This is a genomic window from Colwellia psychrerythraea 34H, assembly GCF_000012325.1.
Lineage (GTDB): Bacteria > Pseudomonadota > Gammaproteobacteria > Enterobacterales > Alteromonadaceae > Colwellia > Colwellia psychrerythraea_A.
On sequence record NC_003910.7, the window covers coordinates 4,000,835 to 4,026,755 of the forward strand.

Genomic DNA, 25,921 nt, shown 5'->3' on the forward strand with positions numbered 1-25,921 from the left:
ATTAAAAGCATGTCTTGATGACATGCTTTTTTTTGGCCAATAAAAGTTCCCCTGGTCAATAACCACCTTCTTTCAATACATCCTTATCACTTGAATTTCTGCAATCATGTTGCTTTATTCGCTCTTTATCATCGAAAATGATAAAAACCCGCAAGGTAACTTTTTTCAGACTTCCCTAATTATCACTCAATAAATTGATGCTGAACAAAAATAAATATAATTAAAACTTGATCTATATCAATATAAGTTTAAACTTTCAGAAATTACTGAAACCTCAGAACACTATTATGATACTTACTTCAAAAATTGAATCCTTTGTAATGCATTGTGGCGAAATGGGCAGCCGTTGGGGCTTTAACCGTACTGTCGGTCAAATGTATGGCTTGCTTATTATTCATCAAGAGCCATTAACCGCTGTAGATATTTCTGAAGCACTTAATATATCTCGCGGCAATGTCAGCATGGGAATCAAAGAACTGCAATCATGGCGTTTAGTGCAAGTTCAGCATAAGCCTAAAGATAGAAAAGAGTATTACTCTCCAGCAGGAACAATTTGGGAGATGGCTACCCGAGTATTTGAAGAACGTCGTAAACGCGAAATTGACCCTACCCTTTCACTCTTACGCGATAATTTATTGGATGAGCCTGCCAATCAAAAAGAAGTGTACGCACAAGAGAAGATGCATGAAATTCATGACTTACTAGAGACCGTCACCCATTGGGCTGGTGAGTTACAAAGCATGAGTCCAGAGAAGCTTAATACCCTGATGAAATTAGGTGCTGGGGTAAGTAAAGTCATCAACCTTAAAGACAAATTAATTAATAAAAGTTAAGTGTCCGTTTAACTTTATTGTCACCATTCAAAGAACATTTTCAATTTACAGTCCGATACTTATAAACATATAAGTGGTGGGCTAATGGAGTCCGTTATGCTTGAAACGCTAATGCTGTCACGCATTCAGTTTGCCGCCAATATAAGTTTTCATATTCTCTTTCCAACAATCACTATAGCGTTAAGTTGGTTTCTATTTTTTTTCAAATTACGTTTTGTTCAAACTGGTGAGCCGGTTTGGATGCGCGCCTATCGATTTTGGGTGAAAATATTCGCCATCACTTTTGCCATTGGTGTCGTTACGGGCATTACTATGTCGTTCCAGTTTGGTACTAACTGGCCTAAATTCATGGAAACGGTTGGGAATATTGCTGGCCCGTTATTAGGTTATGAAGTATTAACCGCATTTTTCCTCGAAGCTGGTTTTCTCGGTATTATGTTATTTGGTATGAATAGGGTTTCAGCAAGAGTACACACTTTAGCGACCCTTATTGTTGCCATAGGGACAACCTTGTCTGCCTTTTGGATTTTGGCCCTTAACTCTTGGATGCAAACCCCTCAAGGTCATGAAATGCGCGATGGTGTTGCTTTTCCTGTCGATTGGTTGGCTATTATTTTTAACCCATCATTTCCTTATCGATTATCGCATATGGTTGTTGCATCAGGCTTAACTGCAGCCTTTCTAGTCGCCGGCATCAGTGCTTATAGATTACTTAAAGGTGACGATAAACAAGCGCCAAAACTGACACTAAAAATAGCTTTAACAGTGGCAATGTTTTTAACGCCCCTACAAATTTTTATTGGTGATATGCACGGGTTAAATACACTTGAGCATCAGCCACAAAAAATTGCAGCGATGGAAGGCGTGTGGCATACCGAAAAAGGGGCTCCGCTATTACTTTTCGCTATTCCAGATGAACAGGAAAAAACTAATCATTTCGAGCTAGCAATACCCAACATGGCAAGTTTCATTTTAACCCATGATCTTCAAGGAGAAATTAAAGGCTTAAATGAGTTTGAAGGTAATCACCCACCGGTGGCACCACTATTTTATGCCTTTCGAGTTATGGTTGGTGTTGGCATGTTAATGCTAATAATTTCGTGGGCGGGTCGCATACAACTTTGGCGGAATAAACCTTTGCCACGGTGGTTATTAAAAGTTTTAGTGGCCATGAGTTTCTCGGGATGGTTAGCGACGTTAGCTGGCTGGTATGTAACCGAAATAGGAAGACAGCCTTGGCTAGTGACGGGCATTTTAACAGTGAAAGATGCCGCCACCGATATAGCACCAGGTAATGTTGCTTTATCACTCTCCCTATATCTCATTTTATATGTGGTGTTAATGACCGCTTATTTACACACACTATTTACCATGGCAAATCGTGCGGTTGAAATTGAAGAAATAACAGATGACGAAAAAGTTAAACCTGTGATTATCTCAATGACAGCAAAGGAGAATAATTATGTTTGAAGCTAATTCACTGGCGGTAATTTTTGTTTCACTGATGGGATTTTCTATCTTGTTATACGCCATTTTAGATGGTTATGACCTAGGTGTTGGTATACTGCTGCCACTAACACAAAAAGATGATAGCGATACTATGATCGCCTCAATAGGGCCTTTTTGGGATGCTAACGAAACTTGGCTAGTACTAGCAATTGGTTTGTTATTAATTGCTTTTCCTGCAGCCCATAGTCATATATTTAAAGAACTCTATTTACCAACCGCGGTTTTATTAATTAGCTTAGTATTGCGCGGCGTGGCATTTGATTTTAGAGCTAAGGCGGCATTTAGCCACAAACCTACCTGGAACAAAGTATTTAAGGTGGGCTCATTACTTGCTGCCATGAGCCAAGGTTATATGCTTGGTATGTATGTGATGGGCTTTGAAGACACACTAGCTGCTTATGTTTTTAGTTTACTGAGTGCTTTTGGTGTCGCTGCAGCATATGCTTATATTGGTGCCTGTTGGTTAATCATGAAAACAGAGGGCGCGTTACAAGTTCAAGCAGTTAACTGGGCCAAAAGGACTGGGATTCTATGTTTTATTGGCGTAGTAGCGGTTTCTGCAGTAAACCCATTAATTAACCCTGATGTCTACGCGAAATGGTTTGCTTGGCCCACAACCTTATATATTTTACCTTTGCCAATACTGTGCTTTGCCTTATTTGTTTATAGTCAACAGCAGCTAAAACTCTTACCAGCTCAAAATGATAAAGGTTGCTGGCGACCGTTTGTTGCCGCTGTCATTATTTTTGCCTTATGCTTTTTTGGCTTAGCTTTTAGCTTCTTCCCTTACATTGTGCCGGGTAAGTTAACCATTTGGCAATCTGCAGCAGCGCCCGAGTCACTAAGCTTTATTCTTTGGGGAGCAATCATAGTAGTCCCTGTGATCATCAGTTATACCGTATTTTCATATCGTGTATTTTGGGGAAAGGTGCAGGAGTTGAGATATCATTAAGTCACGATTAAAAATGACGTTCATTGAGCAGCTGTTCTGACAGCGTATCTCTGGTAGTGAAGTAGTATAAGAGAATGGCTAGCAAGAGAGGGGTAAGATTACCTAAATAGCTAAGTAGCTAAGTAGCTAAGTAATTGAGAGCAAAAATACTTTTGAACAATAGGTACAACCAAGCAAAAAAATTACTTGGTTGTACGCTCAACGACTATTAATGCTTACGTCACGTTAGCTTAATTTAAACTGAGCAACTAACGCTTTCAAGTTAACATTGGCATTGGCTAACTCTATCGTTTGATCAAGACTATTATTACCATTTACCACGAGTTCATTTGCCATATCACTAATTGCCGTCATATTTCGGGCTATTTCATCAGAGACACAACTTTGCTCTTCCGCCGCCGTAGCAATTTGTAGATTTAAATCGTTTATTTGGCTTACAGATTCATTAATTGAGCCTAAATCCCCCGCAACCACTTCTGTTGATTTAGCAACTTCTAAACAGGTGGATTTAGTTGAGCCCATGGTAGAAATGGCAGAACTAGAGCCTTCTCGCAATTGTAAAAGGGTATGCTCAATTTCTGTTGTACTGTCTTGAGTCTTAGCAGCAAGAGCTCTAACCTCATCAGCAACCACTGCAAAACCTCTGCCATATTCACCCGCTCGCGCGGCTTCAATGGCTGCATTTAACGCTAATAAATTTGTTTGATCAGCAATATCTCCAATGACTTTCAATACATTATTGATATCAGAGGTATTTCGTTCAATTTCTGAAATGCTGTTAGCCGTATTTTCAACTTCGTTAACTAACCTTGCAACGATTGCTGTGGCTTCTCCAACCGATTCTTTAGATTTCAATGCCTGAGTATTGGTTGTTTGCGTAAACGCTGCTGTATCATTACTATTTTGAGCAACATCTTTTGCGGTAACACTCATCTCTTCGATAGCGGAAACGATTTGATCAGTTTCAATCATGTGTGCATTGAGAATGGTGCCATTTGAATCAACTTCATCTCTAAGTTTTTTTATACTAACGTCAATTTCTGTACTCGATTGCGAAACATCAAGCATTAGTCGTTGTAGTTTTTCAATAAATAAATTTATATTTTCAGAAATAAGACCTAGGTCATCATTATTCTTCACAGGTAAGCGAGACGTTAAGTCACCATTACCTTTAGACAAGTCATGAACCATTTCTTTAAGCAATAAAATAGGTCGGTACAGCGCTTGTAAAACCAGTAGCAGTACTGCAATTCCAATAATAATCATTACAATAGAAGAGATCACGGCTTGATTAAGCGCGGTGTCTAAAGAAGCATAAGCAACCGATTTATCAATACCAACGAACAAGTACCATTTTTTACCATTAACCAGCTCTATTGATTTAGTAAAGGCAATTTTATCTACACCATTCAAGGTATAGTCTTTCATCATTTCATCTTGTGACAGCATTTCTCTTTCAAGCTCTGCCATGCCCGCATTACGAAAAGGTGTTCCCACGACCACAATCTTAGAAGTCGAAGCCAGTACATTTCCTTCTTCATCAGTAATAACTGATATCGCACCCGGCTGGTTAATGCCTTTGACAGTATCACCTAAAATAGTAAGTTCAATATCTGCTAAAGCGACACCATCATTCATCACTTTAATAATTGAAACAACATCATTCCCTGTAGTTGCATCAGGGTAAACTGCTGTTATATCCAATACATTACTGGCTTTAGCTTGACTGTACCAAGGACGCTTTGTTGGGTCATATAATTCAGGTTTTGCAACACCATCAACCCACGCATCACCAACCGATGTTGAATATGCTCTACCATCATCAAAACCAATATATATTGCAGTAACATCACCTGCAGTTTGCGCTAATTTAGCAATACCAACAAAATTATCTTGATAAGAGCCATTAACATAATTATTAGCCAATTCATCAATTAATTTAGCTTTAGACTGAAACCATGTTTCAACTTTATCGGCTTCATAACGAATCATGCCTTGGGATGTTTCATTCACGTTTTCAACCGTATTATTTCGAATTTCATTATAAGACATCCAATTGGAGACTAATAAACAAAAGACGATTAAGCCACTCATTGATACAATCAGAGCACTTCTAAATCCAAGCATTTTTTTCATATTATAACTCTCGATTAATTTTTTTTATAAACGACATTCAGGTTTAGGACAACGCAAAATAATTTAGTCCTGAATGTACTTTTTCCATACGGGTTGCAATTTTCCATTTTTGTTCAGTGTTGCAAGCTCTTTTGTAAATAGTTCAATGACACAGTTTGATGTATCTTTGTGAAAGACGAAGTTAACATCTGAATCATCTTTTAATAAATGAAGAGACGTAATAGTACTTTTTTCAACCCCTAATTTTTTCAGTTGGTAATACGTTACATCTTCTGAGTAAGCAATGGCATCTACACGTTTGCGTAGTAACATTTCCAACATGCTGACAGCAGATATTGTTTCAACCTGCTTCGCTGGATTTTTTTGAATATTTAGTAATTTTTGACCGATATCTCCTCTTACAACAGCAATAGTTAATTCATCAAAAGTTTTGTTTTTCAAGGTGTCAATATTTGACGTTAAAGCCAAAACAGATATTTTTGTAGTGATAGGTAGAGGCACAAGTTGAAACTTATTTGCTCGCTCTGGTGTTGTCACCATAGAAAAAGCACCATAATCAGAATAACGTTCCATATACATTATCAACCTAGCCCAGGGTAAAACAATGATATTATTACCTCTTTTTTTTATGCTAAGTTCATTGTAGATCATAGCTAAAATTTCAGGTACAGCTCCCACTAAACGACCTGATTCATCAAGATAGTTATAAGGAGGATAATCTTCTGTTACCCAATGAAGTTTAGATAAAAATAACTTACTTTTACTTTCTGTACACGCAAAGGTTGATGAAGCGAATAATAATAGTATTAAACCAGTTAAAAATTTTATCATTTAAAATTGCCTGAGTGTAATACCAGTCGGACGTCTTTATTGATCCATTCGGTATAAGTTATTTGTAGGCTCATTAAGTGCCCTAACCAAACAATCAATTGTCATTTTTAATTTGCTTCCTTTGCTTTATAAAAACATCCTAGTATACGAGGTAAAAACAATTGAATTGATATTTCAAAAATTAAGTATAGTCAAAGATTACCTATAGTTAAGTATAATTTCATCTCTATTCTCTTACTGGCCATCAGTGCTGTATTATTTGCTCTGAAGCTTGAGAAGTTAACGAATATTATAGGTGCTTAAAACTTGATTGGTTTAACAGGTATGATGATAAAAATTGACAGGATTAAACGATGAATATCGTTCAATCCTGTTTAGAACTTGAATTAAGATAGGCTAACTGTGGACGTTATCTTATATCACTAACTTCAGCCTCTAAAATAGCGCTGCTCAACAAATGGCATTTTTTGAATTAGCATTGGTAGTTTTTTACCACGAACTTCGGCAAAAATTTCCGTATCTAATACTGCATATTGAGTTTGAACATAACCCATGGCAATAGGAGAGCCTTTAGTTGGCCCTGCTGTACCACTAGTTACTACGCCAATTTCGTCGCCTTGGGCATTGAATAACTTGATGCCTTCTCGTACAGGGGCTTTTCCTAAACCAACCATACCGATGCGTTTACGCGCAACGTCTTTTGTTGCGATTTGATCAAGAATGATATCTGCGCCTGGGAAACCACCAGCACGTGCACCATCAGTGCGTCTTATCTTGCTAATTGCCCATAACAAACTTGCTTCTACTGGCGTTGTTGTTTGGTCAATATCATGGCCATATAAACATAAACCTGACTCTAAACGAAGAGAATCACGTGCACCTAAACCAATCCACTCAATTTCTTCCTCAGCTAACATTAAGCGAGTAATACGCTCTGCATGTTCACCAGGAATTGAGATTTCAAAACCATCTTCACCGGTATAACCAGCTCGGCCGATAATACATTGAGCGCCAGCGAAATCTACCACACGAGAATCCATGAATACCATATCAGCAGACTCAGGTAATAAGCGTTTTAATACTTCACCCGCTTTTGGTCCCTGTAAAGCCAATAAAGCGCGGCCTTCTAGTATTTCTATTTCAACATCTGCAGGTAGGTGTTTTTGCATGTGCGCAATATCTTGCGCTTTACAGGCGGCATTGACGACAACAAATAAATGGTCACCAAAGTTGCTCACCATTAAATCATCAAGCAAACCACCTTGATCATTGGTAAATAGTGCATAACGCTGTTTACCCTGAGGTAAATCGATAATATCAACCGGCACTAATGTTTCTAATGCGGCGGCAGCATTTTTTCCAACTAGTTTTAATTGCCCCATATGAGAGACATCGAACAACCCTGCTTGAGCACGTGTATGTAAATGCTCTTTCTTAACGCCCATTTCGTACTGTACCGGCATATCATAACCAGCAAATGGTACCATTTTACCACCAGCTTCAATATGAAGGTCATAACATGGAGTTTTGAGCAGTTCTTGATTTGATTCAGTCATAAGATCTCCGTAAACCGCCCATAAAGGGCGGTCCAAAGTATAGTTTGAAATAGCAGGTAATTAGTCTGCTTGTTTTGTCATTTCAGCAGGAGCTTTGCCGCCGCTAACAAAATATTCGCGGGTTAATTTAATCACTATCGGACTTAGTAATACTAGTGCGATTAAGTTAGGAATTGCCATTAACGCGTTCATTGTATCAGCAAGTAACCAGATGAATTCTAATGAACCAATAGCGCCAACAGGTACTACTAAAATCCAAAGAATACGGAAAGGCATAATCGCTTTAACACCAAAGAAGTACTGTACACATTTCTCACCGTATACACTCCAACCTAGGATAGTTGTAAATGCAAAAACAGTAAGAGCAATAGCTACAATGTAGTTACCATATGGGATCGCTGTGGCGAAAGCATTGGATGTTAATTCAGCACCCGTTGAACCAGATGTCCACTCACCAGAAACTACAATAGCTAAACCAGTAATTGAACAAACAACTAATGTATCAATGAACGTACCTAACATGCCAACAAGGCCTTGAGCTACAGGGTTATTAGTTTTAGCCGCGGCATGAGCGATAGGAGCACTACCTAGACCAGCTTCATTTGAGAATACACCACGAGCCACACCGAAACGAATAGCAGCCCAAACAGCAGCACCGGCGAATCCACCTTCAGCAGCAGTTTCTGTAAATGCACTTTCAAAAATTAGAGCGATAGCAGCAGGAAGTTCAGCGGCATGTACCATCAACACAACAATACCACAACTGATGTAGAAGATTGCCATTAGAGGAACAAGTTTACCAGCAACATCACCAATACGTTTAATACCACCCATAAGCACTAAACCTACAAGTACCATTAAGATAATACCGGTAGCAACAGGCGGAACACCAAAGCTACTTTCAAGTGCATTGGCAACTGAGTTTGATTGTACTGTGTTACCAATACCAAAAGCGGCGATAGAACCGAAGAGTGCGAATGCACCACCTAACCAACCCCATCTGCTTGATAAACCATTTTTGATGTAGTACATCGGACCACCAATGTGGTTTCCGTTAGCATCTACTTCACGATAGCGTACAGCAAGTACCGCTTCAGCGAATTTAGTTGCCATACCTACTAAGGCAGTACACCACATCCAAAATAGAGCACCTGGGCCACCTAGGAATATAGCAGTTGCAACACCTGCGATATTACCAGTACCGATAGTTGCAGATAGTGAGGTCATTAATGCATTAAAAGGGCTTATTTCACCTTTTGCACTTTTATCTTCATCTGGGATACGGCCAGTCCAAAGTAATCTAAAGCCTGTACCTAACTTAAGGATTGGCATAAATCGTAAACCGACCATTAAGAATAAACCAACACCAAGTATCATAACTAGCATTGGGACGCCCCAAACCAAGCTATTGAGACTGGAAATTAAACCCGTTAAAAATTCCATAATAATTTCTCTCTGTTGTAATATTTTGTTTATATTTATGTATCAACCTAGTGTTGATTTTATTATTTAGTAAATAATCGAAGACTTTCAAAGAAGATGAACAAAAGTTTCCAATAGGAAACAAGCTAGCTAAAAATATGAGGAATTGCAAGTTTTAAATTGGAATAGTTGAGCTTTATTTTTTGTAATTATAGTGATTACAAAATAAAACACTTGTTCTAAAAAAAGCATTAATAACTTTGAATACAAGGCATTACGAGATGTGTCTTTGTGGGGTTCAATTGACTTTAGCAGAGACTAAAGACAATTGACTTAATCTGGCGGGCAAGAGTTATTCTGCAGTAATCCACAATATCAGTGCATCCTCTTTGCTAGTAGATATGACTAGATGTCCCATGGTCGCATCGTAATAGGCGCTATCTCCCACCACTAAGGCTGCAGGCTCATAAAACTCGGTCAATAGCTGAACTTCACCTTCTAAAACCAGCAGGAATTCTTCACCTTCATGACGAACCCACTCTCCGAAGTGTTCAAAGTTTCTCGCATGCACCCTACTCTTGTAGGGCATCATCTTCTTGTTTCTAAGCTGTGTAGACAACAGCTCGTGCTCATAAGTTAACGTGGCATGAGGTCTGCCTTGCCCGCCTAAAGTTACGTCTCGTCTACCAGTAACTTTCGTTTCTTTGGGTTTGGTAAATAGCTGAGGTAATTCAATATTAAGCCCTGAAGCCAACTTTTGCATGACACTAAAGGTTGGTGAAATTTGCTCATTTTCAATCTTAGACAAGGTAGAGCGCGCCAATCCCGTACGCTTGCTTGCTTCTTCAAGCGTCAATTTGTTTTCAGTACGAATAGCTTTAAGCTGCACGCCTATAGTAGCTTTCTCTACTACTCGCTTATTGTTCTCATGGTCTCCAATAGTCATTGAAGGATACTTATCAACCTTATCTTGCTCGCTCATCGTACCACCTAGCTATAATATTTTGTTTCAACAATAGTGGCACATTAATATCCTATACAGAACTCTTTTAGGAAACTATCAAGGGGATAGTGCGACATTGACTAGACTTTATTGAAAAAAAGTTTCCTATAGGAAACTTTTATTTGCATTTATAAATATTGCCTGTTATGTTTTATACGTGTTCGAAATTCAATCAATAGAAAAATCAGTACTAGAAAGGTAGTTGATTCGTGAACACTAATAGATAAAAGGTATAGCACCGACAATATCTCCGCCTTTGATAAAGCAGTCTTACGATGCATCAAACAGGCATAGATATGATAAATAAATATAACGAAAAGTCTCAGGGTGGTTTAGCAATAAACGCAGTAACCTGTAAATAAAGACTATCAAACATAATCATTAGGTTACTGAATGCATATTCATAACGCTTAACTATTGAGGAATACAACAATGAAAAACACTTACACATCTGGTGAACTAGAACAATTTTTTTCAAGCGATCTATCTTCTACTGATGGCGCAGTTCAAGTGGCTATAGACCTTGAAGAAGCGCGTCAAAATCAACAAATAGAATTAATCGCTTCAGAGAACATTGTTTCAAAAGCAGTTATGGAAGCTCAAGGCACGGTATTAACAAATAAATACGCTGAAGGTTACCCTGGCCGTCGTTACTATGGTGGTTGTGAGCATGTTGATCTAGTTGAAACATTGGCGATTGATAGAGCCAAACTTATTTTTAAAGCTGATTTCGTTAACGTACAACCTCATTCAGGCGCACAAGCTAATGGCGCAGTAATGCTTGCTTTAGTTAAGCCGGGCGATACAATTTTAGGCATGTCACTTGATGCTGGCGGCCATTTAACCCATGGCGCTAAACCTGCCCAATCAGGCAAGTGGTTCAATGCTATTCATTACGGCGTGCGCAAAGATGATATGCGTATCGATTATGACCAAGTATTAGCCCTGGCTATAGAACATCAGCCAAAAATGATCATTGCTGGTGGCTCAGCAATTCCTCGTCAAATAGATTTTGCTAAGTTCCGTGAAATTGCCGATCAAGTTGGTGCCATCTTAATGGTTGATATGGCCCATATTGCTGGTTTAGTCGCTGCGGGTGCACATCAAAATCCACTCCCTTTCGCCGATGTAGTTACTACAACAACGCATAAAACATTAAGAGGCCCTCGTGGCGGCTTAATTTTAACCAACAACCCAGATGTCGCGAAGAAAATTAATTCGGCCGTATTCCCTGGTTTGCAAGGTGGCCCATTAATGCACGTTATTGCGGCAAAAGCAGTCGCTTTAGGCGAAGTACTAGAGCCTTCTTTTGGTGCCTATATTAAACAAGTATTAAGTAACGCTAGAGTCCTAGCTAGCACATTGCAACAACGAGGTTGTGACATAGTTACCGATGGTACTGACACCCATTTAATGCTGGTTGACTTACGTCCTAAAGGATTGAAAGGAAATACCACAGAAGAAAGTTTAGAACGAGCAGGTATTACCTGTAACAAAAATGGTATCCCATTCGATTCAGAAAAACCTATGGTAACTTCTGGTATTCGCTTAGGTACACCAGCAGGTACTAGCCGTGGTTTTGGTAATGATGAGTTTGAATTAATTGGACAGTGGATTGGTGATGTTCTTGATGGTTTAGTTGCAAATCCCGAGGACAATAGCGTAGCAGAACAAAAAGTTTTACAGCAAGTTCAACAACTGTGCTTGAGATTCCCTTTATATAGCTAAGCAACTAATTAATTCCACAATAAGTTCAACTATAAAAATAGGATTATTACCATGAGCACAGTAGAAAAAGATTATCAATTTGCCCCAAGTCACGAGTGGGTTAAAAATAACAACGACGGTACTGTTACTATCGGTATTTCAAACCACGCGCAAGAATTGCTAGGTGATGTTGTTTTCATTGAATTACCAGAACAAGGCGATGAAATAACGGCAGGCGAACAATTTACCCTCGTAGAATCAGTAAAAGCCGCTTCAGACGTATATGCGCCTGTTTCGGGTGAAATCATTGAAATTAATGAAGCACTAGAAGACTCACCAGAGTCAATTAACCAATCGGCATTTGTTGAAGGCTGGATTGTAAAAGTTAAGCTTTCAGAGCCTGAGCAGTTAGAAAACTTACTCAGTTATGAGGCATATAATGCCGGTATCGAAGAATAATTAGATATCTGCACATGCTTAACATTTACTAGACGTTATACTGGAGCTTTCATGACTAACAATAATTTATTAGCACAACTGAATGATAACTTAGATTTTATCAGTCGACATAATGGCCCTGATCGAACCCAACAACAGCATATGTTAGACACGCTGAAAGTAGACTCTATCGAACAAATGATCGATAAAACAGTACCCGATAATATTCGCCTTTTGCAGCCAATGGCATTAGCAAAACCGCAAAGCGAAATTGAAATGTTAGCTACACTCAAAGGTATAGCGTCAAAAAACAAAGTAAACAGAAGTTATATTGGACAAGGGTATTATGATACCCATGTCCCTCACGTTATTTTACGTAATGTCTTCGAAAACCCTGGCTGGTATACCGCTTATACGCCTTATCAGCCAGAAATTTCACAAGGTCGTTTAGAAGCACTGCTTAATTTTCAACAAATGATCACAGATCTTACCGCAATGGAATTATCCAATGCGTCTTTGCTAGATGAAGCCACTGCAGCTGCAGAAGCAATGAGCTTATGTAAGCGTGCCAGTAAAAATAAAAGTAATGTCTTTTTTGTTAGTGACGATGTTCACCCGCAAACATTAGACGTCATCAATACCCGAGCAAAGTATTTCTCTTTTGAGGTTGTGGTAGCCCCCTGCTCAGAACTAGAAAATCATGATGTGTTTGGCGCTTTGTTGCAATATCCCGGCACAACAGGACAAGTACATAATTTAGAAAAAATCATAGAACAAGCCCATAGCAAAAAAACCTTAGTTGCAGTTGCCGCTGACTTACTGGCGTTAACCGTACTTAAAGCCCCTGGCGAAATGGGCGCGGATGTTGTTATAGGTAGTGCTCAACGCTTTGGCGTTCCAATGGGTTACGGTGGTCCACATGCTGCATTCATGGCCACTAAAGAAAAGTATAAACGTACCATCCCTGGTCGAGTTATTGGTGTTTCAATTGACTCAAAGGGTAAACCTGCTTTACGTATGGCGATGCAAACTCGAGAACAACATATTAGGCGAGAAAAAGCCAATTCGAATATTTGTACCGCGCAAGCATTACTTGCCAATATGGCATCATTTTATGCCGTATATCATGGCCCGCAAGGGTTGCGAAAAATGGGTCGACGCGTGAATCGTTTAACATCAGTGCTCGCTGCAGGTTTGCAAAAAGCAGGTATTGAACTGGTCCATAATGATTTCTTCGATACGATTACCCTACAAACAAATGAAAAAACTGATGCTATTTATCAACGCGCATTAGCTGCAGACCTTAATTTGCGCTTATTACCTGATCAACTTGGTATCAGTTTAGATGAAACCACAACGTCTGCTGACGTTGAAGCATTATGGTTAGCCATTACTGAACAATCTTTTAACGTCGATGATATTGAACAAACACTAAGTGCAGAGTTTTGTAACATACCTGCAGATTGTCAGCGTACTAGTGAGTATTTAAGTCACCCAGTGTTTAATAGTTATCACAGTGAAACACGTATGTTGCGTTATTTAAAAAGTCTTGAAAATAAAGACTTTTCATTAACTCACGGCATGATACCGCTGGGCTCTTGTACAATGAAACTCAATGCTACCGCGCAAATGATCCCTGTTACCTGGCCTGAATTTTCACGCATGCACCCTTTTGCACCAAGCGATCAATGTACAGGATATGAAACCTTAGCTGAAAGCTTTAGCGACATGCTAATAGAAATCACTGGATATGACGCTTTTTCATTACAGCCAAACTCTGGTGCGCAAGGTGAATATGCCGGACTTATCGCCATTCAACGTTACCACGCCTCTCGCGGTGAAGATTATCGAAATATCTGCTTAATTCCTAGCTCTGCACACGGTACTAACCCTGCCAGTGCTTCCATGGTATCAATGCGTATTGTGCTGGTTAATTGTGATAAAGAAGGCAATGTTGACCTAGATGATTTGAAGGAAAAAATAAACCTTCATCGTGATCAACTCTCTGCAATGATGATCACTTATCCTTCAACACATGGCGTTTATGAAGAAAGCATCAAAGAAATTTGCGAGCTTATTCACGAAGCTGGTGGTCAAGTTTATCTTGATGGTGCCAATATGAATGCTCAAGTAGGGTTAACTTCGCCTGGTTTCATTGGCGCTGATGTCTCTCATCTCAACCTACATAAAACATTTTGTATTCCGCACGGCGGCGGTGGCCCAGGTATGGGACCTATAGGTGTTAAATCACACTTAGCCGACTTTTTGCCAGGGCACAGTGTTACTAATACAGTAGGCGCAGTATCAGCAACCGCACTAGGTAGTGCTTCTATTTTACCTATTTCTTGGGCCTACATTGCTTTAATGGGCGCTGAAGGACTAAAATCAGCCACTGAGCTCGCTATTTTAAATGCTAACTACATTATGGAAAAACTCAGCCCGCACTACCCTATATTATTCAGAGGTAAGCAAGGACGTGTTGCTCATGAATGTATTATTGACCTCAGACCATTGAAAGAGTCTTCCGGTATCAGTGAAGAAGATGTTGCGAAACGTTTAATGGATTTTGGCTTTCATGCACCAACCATGTCATTTCCTGTCGCTGGCACCTTGATGATTGAACCAACTGAGAGTGAGTCTTTAGAAGAATTAGATAAATTTATTGATGCACTGATTACGATTCGCCATGAAATAGCGAAAGTTGAAGAGGGAACTTGGACACTTGCCGATAACCCACTAGTCAATGCACCTCACACATTAAACGATCTGACCGGTAGTGACTGGCCTCGTGCTTATTCACGCTTAACCGCTTGTTATCCGAGTAGTTGTCCGAGCCAACCAAAATTTTGGCCAACAACTAACCGTATTGACAATGTCTACGGGGATCGAAACCTAATTTGTAGCTGTCCTCCGATTGAGAGCTACCAATCAACTGATACATAAGTATCTATAATAAACTAGCGCGTAACTTAGCTAATATAAGTTATTCGCTTGAATAAATAACTACAACTACAACATGAATACGGGGAAAACCATGAATAACTTTAAAATCAAAAAATCATTAATCGCTTTAGCACTTGTTTTACCAGCCTTTGCTTCTTATGCAGAAACGTCTGAAGAAAACTTGAAAAAACAGCTTACTGAAATTCAAACGCGTTTAGCACAATTAGAAGAGTCTAAAGAGCCAGCGGCTACTTCAGACAATACCTCTATTAATTTTTACGGTTCTTTACGTCCTACTTTTGGTCTAACAAGCACTGATTCTGCTGATAGCTGGGATGTTGGTGATGCATTATCACGTATCGGTATCGCAGCAGAGCATAAATTAAGCAATGGTATGACTGGTTTTGCAAAAGGTGAGTTTAAAGTTCAAATTCAAGGTGATGCGAGTTTTGGCGATGCACGTAAAGCATATGTTGGTATAAAGGGTGATTTTGGTCGTGTTGCCATTGGTAAACAGGATACAACTCAATACGCAATCATTGGTGACCCAGTTGATATTTTCAACCGTGCATCAACACCACTTGCCTATGATGACGCTAGCCCATTCCGTCAACAAGAAATGGTTAGCTACAGAAAGAACTTTGGTAACTTAGAATTTCGCATTGAAGGTCAATTCAAAGGCGAAACAGATATTGAAGGTAGTGATTTAGTTAACGGTGGTTTTAAATATTCTGGTGATAGCTTTACTTTAGCTGCTGCTTACCTAACTAGAGACATGCCTGGTACTGATGAAAACACAGTAGGTGTATCTGGTTCAAAATCATTTGGTGACTTATATATTGCCGCAGCTTATCAAGACATTGACCGTGGTGGTAATGGTCAAGATAGAACGACTATTGATTTAGTTGGTGCATACAAAATTAATGAAATCTACAAAGTTAAAATGGGCTATTCTATATTTTCAGACGATTTAGTACCTGTAGCTAGTAAAGAAATCACTCGCATCAATGCCACAGTAGAATGGCACGGTAGCCCAGATTTCTACTTATTTGCTGAAGTTCAAAACAATAGCTATGATGATGAAGTTGCAGGTAATAAAGAAGACAGCAATCAATTTATCGTAGGTATGCGTTACAACTTCGATTATAGCTTTTAAGATAGTTTAAGCAGTCCTATCAGGATTGTTTAAACTTAAAGAAAGTTAGATATGTTACCAATGTGGTCTAGGTAACATATCGAATAAATAAGTTTTGTAATAAAAAAGTCATTGTTAAGCTATATTTAACAATGACTTTTTTGATCTTTATCACTGATATCACGCGAGCGCTGAAATAGTGATAAAACAGAACGGAAACAATAGTTCTTAGTTTATCGCTAACAATTCAACATCAAAAATTAATAATGAACCTGGCGCTATTTTTCCTGCCGCACTATCGCCATAAGCTAAATTTGATGGAATATAAAAACGTGTTTTTTCACCAACAACCATCAACTGAACACCTTCAGTCCAACCTTTGATGACTTGCTGTAAACCAAAGCCAATTGGCTCACCTCTATCTACCGAGCTATCAAATACTTTTCCATTGAGTAAAGTCCCGTGATAATGCACTGTAACTTTTGAAGAAGCACTTGGGTGCTCAGTGCCACTGCCTTCAGTTAGCACTTTGTATTGCAAGCCAGAAGCTGTTTCTAATACCCCTTCTTCACTCTTATTAGACACAAGAAAATCACTGCCTAAAGTTGCATTTAACTGGGCCGCTTTTTTGTTGTTATTTGATCGCATCAAGCTGAACACAACAATAGCAATAACAATCGCTAATAATATAAATTTACTCATTTAATAACACCTTTATTAACTCCTTTGTAGAGTCGCTTATGTAAAAATGCATGCTACTTAATTCTTCACTAATTTACTAGTTCAAAAGCTTCAAATTAGCTTATTAACTTGTTTGCCTTTCTATTGATTAAGGTCAACCTTATTAGATTGCTTAATACATCAAGATAGCCTAAATTAATGAGCTTAAAGGTAAGATTTTAATGGATTAAAAAACATGAAGTATATAGTTATAGCGCTGACCGTAATGCTACTGGTTAGCTGTACCAGCACCTCTGATTTCCCCACGATAGATGACCCTAATGTTGAGTTAACCAGTATCCAAAAACAGTACGCAGATGAATTAGCTAATATACACATTGGTGACTATATCGATTATGTTGCTAAACAATTTCCCGAGATGGTCGTCGCTTCAGACAATATGAAAAATACGATTTATGAATTTACTTACCAGCAGCAATATCTTTTAGCCGCAAATAATAATGATGAAACAAAAACCTATACTCAAACATTACGCTTTTATTTTATCAATCAAAAACTTGCCCACTGGAAGGTGAAATAGTAGTAAAGAAAAAGCCATAAATAGCAGATGTTATCTAGGCTATTTATGGCGTTAAAGTTAACTAGTGGTTAGCTAACTTAATTAAAATTGATATTGCTCTGCTGCGGCTAATAATTTTTTAGCGGTCAACTTACTGTTAGCACATGCATTAATATCTTTTTTATTAAACACCAAAATTTGATCTTTGAAACCTCGGTCCTGCTGCTTACCTGCACCTTTAATGATGAAACTAACGTACTCTTTACTCGGTACTTCTCGTAAGCCATTACCGTATAAACATAGAGTTTCAACTAGCGCATTATTCAGTGCCGAAAAATGTTCTTTTCTAGCTTTGGTTTGAGCAATTTGTTGCGCTTCTCGTTGCTTATTTAATTTAGTGACTTTTTGCTCAAGCTTAATTTTATTTTTATTTAGAGCTACACGGTTTACTTCAAGATTTTTAAGTTCAGCCTTTAACTCATTTTGAGTCTTTTTCTCAGCACGTTGTAATTGATACTCAATATCTTTACGTTGTCGGTCAATATCACGCATTTCGTAAGCAATTTCTCGTTGCTCACTACGTATCTCTCTAGCCCCTTCTCGTTGTTGCTCAAAAACTTCAATGACTCGTTCGATTTCATCTTCATGCTCTTCAAAATCAACATCGCCAAAATCAATAACCATTTCTTCATCATTTGAAATTATAATTCTATCTGCACCACTCACTGGTGCTAATGCTTCTAATGCCGCTAAAGGTGCTAGTGACTCTAATGGCGCCACCGTTTGAAAAAACTGACGATGCGAAGACCCTCTATGAGCAGAATTTATTGTAAAAATAGCCCCTTGCCCTTGTAAATAAACGCTATCAATTGAACGAATCAATGATTGATGCGAGTTTTGTGTCGCTTTGGCCGATGACAATATAATGTCATTCATAATCGATAGTTGCTTGTGCAAATGGTCATAGTTTTTATCTGCGCTTTGAGCGCTAAACGCGAGTAGTAATGTGGCGCTTACCACGGCAACTTTTGCTTTTAGGTTAGCTACGTTGCTTCGAAAATTTGTCGTTGGTAAAAATGTTGCTGATGTTTTCATAAATTTCCTCTTTATAGATAGTACTGATATCTGTTTATATGCCTGAGTTAGCCAAAGCTAACTTAGTTCTAATTGGTGATGATTTTCTAAACCAAGACTTTATACCTAACCTTTAGTGTTAACGGGTTGAGTTGTGCTGCTATCTATTTTGCCGTTTTGCTCTAGGCTGATATTTTGAAAACTAATTTCTCGTTCAAGTTGTTTAAATTTAATTTTCTGTGCTAATTGTTCATCTTGCCGCTGTGCATTAAAAAAGCTGATGAAGTCACTCATATCTTCTTTACGTTCTTTTCTAGACGCGCCAATCACGTAACCGACCAAAGCAAGGTTATTACTTTGTTGTTGCTCGCTAATATCAGTACGGTAATTAGCTAAAATAACTTGTTGCTCCGCCGCAAATTCACGTAATTTTAAATTTACTAATCTTTCGATGTCACTGTTGTCTTTGTTTGCTAAAGTGCTGGTTAACTGGGCAGCTACTTTTTGCTGAACTTGTTGATCAATCATCGCTGTTACTTGCTGATCAAATGCTTGTTGATCAAAGCCTTTATCCTGCATAAAGGTCATTACAATGGTGATAGCAACTGCTGAGCACACCATTGATAACGAGGGAACACCTAACCACAGTCCCCAATTAATGGAGTGACCTTTAGTCTTGTTATTTTCCGTCTCAAAATGCTGTTCAAATGCTTGTGCTCTATGCCAATCAGGCACTTCTTGCTCAGCTTCAACACTTGCTTGATGGGCAAGACTTTCACTAAATAATGCTCGTTCATCTTCACTCATTTGAGCATTCGTTGATTTTGGCTTAGACATACTCCACCCCTACCTTGATAATTTGATCATCGACTAAGTGCAGCTTTAATTTGTCGAGTGCGCTATACAGTTGTGACTTTGCTGTATTGGTTGAAATACCTAACTGCTGGCTAATATCTTCGAAAGTGCATTGTTGAAAAAACTTTAACTCAACGACTAATTTCTGTTTAACGGGTAAATGCTGCATAGCCTCTAACAAAGCACTACTTTGTTGCTGAATTTGTAAGTTTTTCTCTAGACAGACTGACTCTTCATCCTCTTGCTCTGGCACATCATCAAGTGATTGCATCGGCCGTTTTCGTCGGTAATATTCGAGACAACGATAATGAGCAATTTTAAATAGCCAATTCTTAAAAGGACATTCACCGCGAAATTTAGATAAATTTCGAAATAATGCGATGAAAATATCTTGCATCAAATCCATGGCATCTGCTGGATTATTCACCATGCGTAAAGCGTAGTTATAGAGATTTTTCTCATAACGCTTTACCAGCGTTAACCATGCAGATTTTTTACCTTTTAGCGCTTGCGCTATGAGCGTTTCATCGCTTCTTTCAAACACAAAGGCTCCTTTTTTATAATTATTAGTAATATTTTGATTATGCCATTGTTAACAACATAAGCTTCATTGTTACTTGGGTTCAACTATAAAGTAGTGTTGGTTAGCAAAATAGTTTGAAAAAATTTAATGTTTTTTTAATCATGCTTTTTATATTGTTCATTTTATTGCAGATATCAAACACCTCTCTATAAAGACTGTGGCATGAAAATCTGCACATAAAAAAGCCCTTTACCGACATTATCGATAAAGGGCTTTATAACTCACTGTTAACACTGACAGTCATAACATTTGGAAATTAGAACTTCATTACCACACGACCAGTAATTTCACCATTTATCATCTCTTCAAAAATATCATTAATATCTTCAAGGGACTTTTCAATAGTAATAGCTTTTACTTTTCCGCGGGCAGCAAAGTCTAAACATTCAATCAAATCTTTACGTGTGCCAACAATAGAGCCAACAACACTAACGCCATTAAGCACAGTATCAAAAATAGGTAATGGCATATCTTCAGGGGGTAAGCCAACTAACACACACTTACCACCGCGACGAATAACTTTATAGCTTTGTTCAAAACCGCTTTTACTTACCGCAGTGCAAATACTGGCATGAACGCCTCCGGTTTCAGCGAGGACCTTAGCAACAACATCATCTCGTTTAAAGTCTAAACAAAGTGAAGCACCCAATTTTTTAGCAAGGTCTAACTTGGCCTCACCTGTATCAACCGCAATAACATTTAACCCCATGGCAACGGCATACTGTACGGCTAAATGCCCTAAACCACCGATACCAAAAATAGCGACCCATTCACCCGGTTTTGCGGTAGAAACTTTAAGTGCTTTATACGTAGTAACACCTGCGCAAAATAAGGGAGCGGCATCAACATAACTAATACCATCTGGAATTTTTACCACATAATTGCCATCTGCTTTACAGTATTCGGCATAACTGCCGTCCACTGAATAACCAGCATTTTGTTGCGATAAACATAAGTTTTCATCACCTGTTAAACAGTAATCACAATGACCACACGCACTATAAAGCCAAGGAATGCCTACGCGGTCGCCTAATTTACAATGACTGACCTGATCGCCTACTTCAACTATTTCGCCAACGCCTTCATGGCCCGGCACTAATGGCATTTTAGGTTTTACCGGCCAGTCTCCGTGACACGCATGTAAATCGGTATGGCACACTCCACAGGCATGGATCTTAACTAATACTTCATGACTTGAAATTGTTGGCTTGTCTAGTTGCTCAATTTCAAGTTTACCCTTAAATTGATGATTAACTGCTGCTTTCATAGTTGAACTCCTTTTTCAGTAATGATGGGATTTAGCTTCTAATTCATTGTAAAACCCCTGCTCAATAAGACAAGGATATAGATCAATAAAAGCGCATGAAAATTAACTATCTATTGTGTATTTAGATTAGCGAAGGAGTATTGTTTCTATCCAGAAGATATAGTGTTTTAAATAATGAAGTTAATCGATATTATGGGGGGGGGGGGGGTAAAGCAGAGGTTATTAAAGTCGCCATCCATGGCTTAAATATTTTACAGCGTATTTTGTAATGTCAGTTCTTTTATAGCAAAGTACTGACATTACATTGTCTTAGAAATTAAGTTTGTAACCTAATGCGACTTTATCAGATGCTGCATATACTGCTTCTCCTTCATCGCCTCAAGCACTTTATTTAATATAGAAGGTGCCAAGTTTAGGCTTAGAAACGGCTTAGAAGTAATAGCCGATATTAATGTTCAATCGCTTATTCCAATCATCAGCATTGCCAACTAAAGTACCACCGAGAAATGGCTGGTTTTTAGCAATAACAAAGTCAACATAAGCGTAGACGCCACCAGCACTAATTGCAACGCCCGTTGCATTCATTGTTGTATCGTCTAATCCGGCTGATTTATCAGTTATTAAGTTGTAATCGTTATAGTAAGTCAGGTTAGTGATAGGCCCAAGAGACACTGACTGGCTATAAGATAGGTTAAGGTTATATGCCGTAGCTTCCGTTGGAATTGTGTCATAGAATGCCCAAGCGCCTACAGCAACAGCATCAGAGCCGTTGTCTAGGTCATATTCATACTCTGAAGCTTGGAACATAATACCGATGTTTTCAATTTTGCTTTTTACATGAAAAGCGTATGCTGTGTGATCACCTACAGAGCCAACACCTGAGCCACCTTCAAGATCACCTGATAATAATGAGACACCCACTTCAGTATTAGAGAAGAAATTATAAGTATATCTTAAGTTTATCGTATTACTCTCGCCCATTTGTTGAGCAGGAGCACTGTAAATACCTTCACCAGCAGCAAAGTCGCGGATACCAACTACATCATAAGAATAGCGGTGAGTTTTGTCACCTGAATAACCGTCAACACCACCTTTTTCGTCATTTAAAAAATAGGCAACACGGATATCATGTTTGTCATACTTACCTGTAAATGATAAACCTGCGTCATAGTCATCTTCTAATCCAGCATAATAACCAGAGCTAAAGAAGAAGTTGTTAGAGTTATAATTTAAGTTACCAAAAGGAACTTGAGTAATACCCACTTTTCCTTCCCAGTTATCACTGAACTGGTAGCCTACATCGGCGTGGTGAATTACATTCATGTATTGATACCAGCGATATTGAGCTGACAATTTAACATCACCAATACTGCCGTTTACATCTAGACGAAAGACGTCAAAATCAAAATCTCCACCACGATCTTTATTATCATCATCATAGTCTTCATAGCTATACTGAAAACGTACAGCACCGCCAATTTTGATTTTAGGCGTTAAATCTGTAGTAGTTTTTGTATTGGTATTAACTTCTTTTTTAAGCTCAGCAACTTGTTTCTCAAGTTGTTCTAGTCGCTCAATTTTAGTGTTTTCTGTTGCCGCCCAAGCCGTTGTTGAGCTTGCTAACAATAAACCAAGTAATGGGATGGATGTTTTCATTTGTTATTCTCCAAAAGATAATTTGCATTTGTTTTTATATTATTATTTTTATATTTTTATTTCTTAGAACATATTCAGAATGCTTAACAGCGTTAAAGCTGCTTCAATATGTTCTTGTTAACTTCCAAAATAATACTAAGGAGATATCAACTAACATTGTAGTCAATTAACTTAATCACTTAATAAGAGAATCTTATATCAAGAAAAAAAACAAACGTTAAACTACCGATTAACACATTGTTATTAAACAATATAGTTACAAAATCATTACATCATAAGTAATTAAACAATGAGAAAAATAAATTATATTCAAACAAAAACATCCGCTAAAGCACCCCTATTTCGTCCGTGAATTATTTGTAGCAGGATCTTAAGATGATCTATTAGCACTAATTTTAAAATACTCACAGTTCAGATTATTGGGCAAGCTACTAGTGGATTAATTAGACAATTTAAAATACTTATCAACCAGTAATATATTTTCATTAGACTGCGATGATCCAATAATTAATACTAAAACCAATTCCATTAAATTTATTCCCACCTCAGAGCTATGTCAGAAGAGTCATAACAAACAAGATTTTTGCTGGTATAGTCATTCTATATCTCACAAATTTGTGCAGTTATTTCTTTTCTGAAAAGCTCCCAAGGGCGAGTACCTAATAAAAAGTAAAGGCTTAAATGCTGTATTATTGATTTTGATAAGGACGCTGTATGGATGCAGCTTATTAGAGAATGCAGGAGCATATCTCCTGAATAACCATTCTCTTCAATCAATGCCTTGCCTTTAAACCTTTTAATTCTCGCTGAGTGGGAAATAACTTAATGGACTTGGTATAACTAGATTTTCCATAGGGTTCTTGATTGGAAGGTCCCTTTGATACCTTCCTTTATTATCGGATTTATACTTGCATCATGCCTAACAGTAATACTTACCCTCTAAAATACCACCATGCTCATTGAACCATCCTTATTAGTAGTAGCTTTAATTGCAGTTATAGCAGGCTCTGCTCTTCAAAGTATGTCAGGCTTTGGATTAGCGGTTATCGCCTCACCTATTTTAGTCATCATTAATCCTGAATTCTTACCTGCGCCTATACTGGCATTAGGTTGTATTTTATCACTGTTAAATTGCATTCGTTATCGGCAGCAATTACATTTTAGCAATATAAAACTAGCGCTTTTGGCGCGAATTCCTGGTTCAGTACTGGGAATTGTATTGTTAGCTTTATTACCGTCAATATTTTTTTCCGTCGGTTTCTCCTTCCTTATAATACTCTCAGTGTTCCTGACTTATCGGCGTGTAGATATCCACCATTGTCCGAGAAACTTAGTATTAGCGGGATTTTTTTCAGGACTCATGGGCACCACAACGTCAGTCGGTGGCCCCCCTATTGCGTTGGTTTACCAAAATAGTAATCTCAATACGTTAAGAGCAGAACTTGGGCTTTTTTTTCTTATTGGAACACTGGTATCTCTGGCTATGTTACTGGTATCAGGCAATATAAATTATGCTCAACTGCAACTGACCTTGCCTTTGATCCCTGCGTTATTTGTCGGGTTTGCTTCTTCATTTTATTTGGATAAGTACTTAGGGCAGCGTTATTTAAAACCATTAATTGCTACGCTTTCGCTGACGTCCTGTGGCATTATTTTGCTAAAAGCCTTCCTTTATTGAAGCATTTACTAAAGGTTTTAATAAATGAAACACTAAAGAGTATTGTTATGAAATAAATGACTAAAAGATGCATCAATTAACATCAAGGCTACTATGTTTGAGCTCTCCCCCTGAATATCATTTTCCTAAATAAAGTGCTCCAAATTAACATGTTCCTCATTATGTTAGTGCGACAAATATTAAGGTGTGGTCATTGAGGCATTGAGTACTTTTGCACTTAGCTTCCCATCGTTTGCTCACTGTTATTTACCATCAATCCCACTAATAACACCACTAACACCATCCAAACTTGTGCCACTGGCAATATAAAATTGAATGGGTTGTATCCACTAAAGTGAGAAATTTAGCAACAATATAATAGTTGAGGAACACAGAGTGTTAATCGGTTAAAAACAAGCAGCACCAAATAGAAGGGAACAGAACAGAACAGAACAGAGGTATAACAAGTTCGACGCTCTGAAGACGTCCTTCCAAAGTATTACGATTTTTAATAATAAAAAACCGGCAAAGTGCCGGCTTTTTATTTTAATCTAAGTGCGATTCAAAATATTAATCACACTTTTTAAAGATACTTATTGTGGTACTGCCGCATAAGCAACAACTTCACACAACATTTCTTCACGTGCCAAACCGGCAACAATCATTGCGGCTCGGTTAGGATATGGTGCTTGAAAGTACTCAGCATACACTTTGTTAAACACCGGTAATTGGTCGCGCGCAGTGACATAAATAAGTACTTGCGTCACATCGTCCATAGTCAAATTGGCAGCTTCAATAGTGTGCTTAAAGTTTTCCATTGTTTGACGTGCTTGCGCTTCAATACCACCTTCAACTACCTGCCCTTCTGCATTAATTGGGATCTGAGCTGTTGATAAAGTGTTATTAGCAATAATTGCCCATTCTAACGGTGCTTTCGAAGCAAATAGTTCTGTTTTTACTGGTGTTTTCATAATTTTACTCTGTAATTAAATTTAATCGATAACGTAACGCTTTAACAATAAATAGCTTATTAGCGTAGGAAGCGTTTGTCTTCATAATGCGGGGATTAACCATCATGATAAGCCCCCTTAAATTAAGGTACCTACCATGATTAATTAATTTGA

21 protein-coding genes are annotated in these 25,921 nt (G+C 38.2%); 9 read left to right on the forward strand and 12 right to left on the reverse strand.

Annotated features, from left to right (window positions below; translation table 11 throughout):
* Nucleotides 1–287: 287 nt before the first annotated feature.
* From CPS_RS17165 to cydB, 3 genes are all read left to right on the forward strand, one after another.
* A complete protein-coding gene (locus CPS_RS17165; RefSeq protein WP_011044584.1) occupies nt 288–833 on the forward strand; it encodes a GbsR/MarR family transcriptional regulator in 546 nt (181 codons plus the stop codon).
* 96 nt (nt 834–929) lie between these two features.
* Complete coding sequence (locus CPS_RS17170) at nt 930–2,303, forward strand: cytochrome ubiquinol oxidase subunit I (protein ID WP_011044585.1); 1,374 nt, start codon at nt 930–932, stop codon at nt 2,301–2,303.
* Nucleotides 2,296–3,294, forward strand: coding sequence for a cytochrome d ubiquinol oxidase subunit II (cydB, locus tag CPS_RS17175; RefSeq protein ID WP_011044586.1), 999 nt, complete (start codon nt 2,296–2,298; stop codon nt 3,292–3,294). Before CPS_RS17170 ends, cydB begins: the two co-directional genes overlap by 8 nt.
* Before the next feature lie 225 nt (nt 3,295–3,519).
* On the opposite strand, the gene CPS_RS17180 is transcribed toward cydB, so the two are convergent.
* From CPS_RS17180 to CPS_RS17200, 5 genes are all read right to left on the reverse strand, one after another.
* On the reverse strand, nt 3,520–5,430 hold the full coding sequence (locus CPS_RS17180; RefSeq protein WP_011044587.1) for a methyl-accepting chemotaxis protein: 1,911 nt from the start codon (nt 5,428–5,430) through the stop codon (nt 3,520–3,522).
* Between the two features lie 63 nt (nt 5,431–5,493).
* Entirely contained in the window at nt 5,494–6,261 is a 768-nt protein-coding gene (locus tag CPS_RS17185; protein ID WP_011044588.1) for a substrate-binding periplasmic protein, read from the reverse strand.
* 428 nt (nt 6,262–6,689) lie between these two features.
* Nucleotides 6,690–7,817, reverse strand: a complete 1,128-nt coding sequence (gene gcvT, locus CPS_RS17190) for a glycine cleavage system aminomethyltransferase GcvT (RefSeq protein ID WP_011044589.1) — start codon at nt 7,815–7,817, stop codon at nt 6,690–6,692.
* Between the two features lie 60 nt (nt 7,818–7,877).
* On the reverse strand, nt 7,878–9,260 hold the full coding sequence (locus tag CPS_RS17195; RefSeq protein ID WP_011044590.1) for an alanine/glycine:cation symporter family protein: 1,383 nt from the start codon (nt 9,258–9,260) through the stop codon (nt 7,878–7,880).
* A 331-nt stretch (nt 9,261–9,591) separates the two neighbouring features.
* Nucleotides 9,592–10,221 carry a helix-turn-helix domain-containing protein gene (locus CPS_RS17200; protein ID WP_011044591.1) on the reverse strand — a complete coding sequence of 210 codons (630 nt, stop codon included), beginning with the start codon at nt 10,219–10,221 and terminating at the stop codon, nt 9,592–9,594.
* 453 nt (nt 10,222–10,674) lie between these two features.
* On the opposite strand from CPS_RS17200, the gene CPS_RS17205 reads away from it, so the two are divergent.
* From CPS_RS17205 to CPS_RS17220, 4 genes are all read left to right on the forward strand, one after another.
* Entirely contained in the window at nt 10,675–11,970 is a 1,296-nt protein-coding gene (locus CPS_RS17205) for a serine hydroxymethyltransferase (RefSeq protein ID WP_011044592.1), read from the forward strand.
* A 51-nt stretch (nt 11,971–12,021) separates the two neighbouring features.
* Nucleotides 12,022–12,408 (forward strand): glycine cleavage system protein GcvH, encoded by a 387-nt coding sequence (gcvH, locus tag CPS_RS17210; protein WP_011044593.1) that lies wholly within the window; start codon nt 12,022–12,024, stop codon nt 12,406–12,408.
* A 51-nt stretch (nt 12,409–12,459) separates the two neighbouring features.
* Complete coding sequence (gene gcvP, locus CPS_RS17215) at nt 12,460–15,330, forward strand: aminomethyl-transferring glycine dehydrogenase (protein WP_011044594.1); 2,871 nt, start codon at nt 12,460–12,462, stop codon at nt 15,328–15,330.
* 91 nt (nt 15,331–15,421) lie between these two features.
* The gene (locus tag CPS_RS17220) at nt 15,422–16,486 is read left to right on the forward strand and encodes a porin (RefSeq protein ID WP_011044595.1); all 1,065 of its coding nucleotides are present in this window, start codon (nt 15,422–15,424) and stop codon (nt 16,484–16,486) included.
* A 207-nt stretch (nt 16,487–16,693) separates the two neighbouring features.
* Here the strand turns inward: CPS_RS17220 and CPS_RS17225 are convergent, their stop codons facing one another.
* Nucleotides 16,694–17,167 (reverse strand): FKBP-type peptidyl-prolyl cis-trans isomerase, encoded by a 474-nt coding sequence (locus CPS_RS17225; RefSeq protein ID WP_011044596.1) that lies wholly within the window; start codon nt 17,165–17,167, stop codon nt 16,694–16,696.
* Nucleotides 17,168–17,381: 214 nt separating this feature from the next.
* Between CPS_RS17225 and CPS_RS17230 the strand changes: the two genes are divergently transcribed.
* The gene (locus tag CPS_RS17230; RefSeq protein WP_011044597.1) at nt 17,382–17,726 is read left to right on the forward strand and encodes a hypothetical protein; all 345 of its coding nucleotides are present in this window, start codon (nt 17,382–17,384) and stop codon (nt 17,724–17,726) included.
* Between the two features lie 81 nt (nt 17,727–17,807).
* Here CPS_RS17230 and CPS_RS17235 read toward each other — a convergent pair whose 3' ends face one another.
* The 5 genes from CPS_RS17235 to CPS_RS17255 all read right to left on the reverse strand — a co-directional run bounded on the left by CPS_RS17235 (nt 17,808) and on the right by CPS_RS17255 (nt 23,140).
* Complete coding sequence (locus tag CPS_RS17235; RefSeq protein WP_011044598.1) at nt 17,808–18,800, reverse strand: hypothetical protein; 993 nt, start codon at nt 18,798–18,800, stop codon at nt 17,808–17,810.
* A 105-nt stretch (nt 18,801–18,905) separates the two neighbouring features.
* Nucleotides 18,906–19,616, reverse strand: a complete 711-nt coding sequence (locus CPS_RS17240; RefSeq protein WP_011044599.1) for a hypothetical protein — start codon at nt 19,614–19,616, stop codon at nt 18,906–18,908.
* On the reverse strand, nt 19,609–20,178 hold the full coding sequence (locus CPS_RS17245) for an RNA polymerase sigma factor (protein WP_011044600.1): 570 nt from the start codon (nt 20,176–20,178) through the stop codon (nt 19,609–19,611). Before CPS_RS17245 ends, CPS_RS17240 begins: the two co-directional genes overlap by 8 nt.
* 295 nt (nt 20,179–20,473) lie before the next feature.
* Complete coding sequence (gene adhP, locus CPS_RS17250; RefSeq protein WP_011044601.1) at nt 20,474–21,484, reverse strand: alcohol dehydrogenase AdhP; 1,011 nt, start codon at nt 21,482–21,484, stop codon at nt 20,474–20,476.
* 429 nt (nt 21,485–21,913) lie between these two features.
* Nucleotides 21,914–23,140 carry a porin gene (locus CPS_RS17255; RefSeq protein WP_011044602.1) on the reverse strand — a complete coding sequence of 409 codons (1,227 nt, stop codon included), beginning with the start codon at nt 23,138–23,140 and terminating at the stop codon, nt 21,914–21,916.
* Nucleotides 23,141–24,092: 952 nt separating this feature from the next.
* Here CPS_RS17255 and CPS_RS17260 point away from each other — a divergent pair.
* The gene (locus CPS_RS17260) at nt 24,093–24,818 is read left to right on the forward strand and encodes a sulfite exporter TauE/SafE family protein (protein ID WP_011044604.1); all 726 of its coding nucleotides are present in this window, start codon (nt 24,093–24,095) and stop codon (nt 24,816–24,818) included.
* A gap of 572 nt (nt 24,819–25,390) precedes the next feature.
* Here CPS_RS17260 and CPS_RS17265 read toward each other — a convergent pair.
* Nucleotides 25,391–25,768: a RidA family protein gene (locus CPS_RS17265; protein ID WP_011044606.1), complete on the reverse strand. Its 378-nt coding sequence runs from the start codon at nt 25,766–25,768 to the stop codon at nt 25,391–25,393.
* Nucleotides 25,769–25,921 lie beyond the last annotated feature (153 nt).